Annotated in this window: 1 protein-coding gene; it reads right to left on the bottom strand. The window is 47.3% G+C overall.

All coding sequences use genetic code 11. From position 1 onward, the window contains the following. The coding region (locus R7P69_RS25115) for a dihydropteroate synthase (protein WP_318121819.1) at positions 1-1086 on the bottom strand (1086 nt) is incomplete at both ends.

The raw sequence follows: 1086 nt of genomic DNA, 5'->3' as shown, positions 1-1086 counted from the left end.
TTCACGAACGTAGTTATTACCGCGGAAAGAGAAAGACACGTTCGACACGCCACCGGAAATCATCGCGTGTGGCAAATCGCGCTTGATGTCCGCTACAGCTTCAATAAAATCAACAGCATAGTTGTTGTGCTCATCAATACCCGTTGCGACGGCAAAAATGTTCGGGTCAAAAATAATGTCTTCTGGCGGGAAGCCAACTTCGTCTACCAAAATACGATAAGCATTTGTACAGATTTCTAGCTTGCGCGCGCGTGTTTCTGCCTGACCAACCTCATCGAATGCCATGACGATCACAGCTGCGCCATAACGACGGATCAGTTTAGCTTGCTCAACAAATTTCTCTTTGCCTTCCTTCAAAGAGATAGAGTTCACAATACCTTTACCTTGAATGCCTTTCAGACCCGCTTCGATCACTTCCCATTTGGAAGAGTCGACCATGATTGGCACTGTGGAGATTTCTGGTTCTGAGGCACATAGGTATAGAAAACGCACCATACAAGCCTGTGCGTCTAACATCCCCTCATCCATGTTGATGTCGATGATTTGGGCACCATTTTCAACTTGCTGACGCGCGACTTCTAATGCTTCGTCATACTGTTCTTCTTTGATCAAACGTTTAAAGCGAGCAGAACCTGTGACGTTAGTTCGCTCACCGACATTGATGAATAAAGTCTCTTTCTCAATCGTTAATGGCTCTAATCCGGAGAGACGACAAGCAACAGGCAAATCTGGCAAAGCGCGAGGTGTAACACCTTCAACGGCCTGCGCCATTTGGCGAATATGCTCCGGCGTTGTACCACAACAGCCACCAATCAGATTTAAAAAGCCGCTGCTAGCCCACTCTTTTACATGCTCTGCCATATCTTCTGGAGAAAGGTCATATTCTCCAAAAGCATTCGGCAAACCTGCGTTAGGGTGCGCGGAAACAAATGATTCAGAAATACGAGAAAGCTCTTCCACGTATGGGCGAAGTTCACCTGGCCCCAACGCACAGTTACGACCGAAACATAACGGCCTTACATGACGTAGAGAGTTGTAAAATGCTTCCGTGGTTTGCCCTGATAACGTTCGGCCCGAAGCGTCCGT

This window comes from Vibrio sp. 661 (assembly GCF_033339315.1).
Classification (GTDB): domain Bacteria; phylum Pseudomonadota; class Gammaproteobacteria; order Enterobacterales; family Vibrionaceae; genus Vibrio; species Vibrio alginolyticus.
The sequence above is the reverse complement of the archived record's forward strand: the minus strand, read 5'-3'. Positions and strand labels throughout refer to the sequence as shown.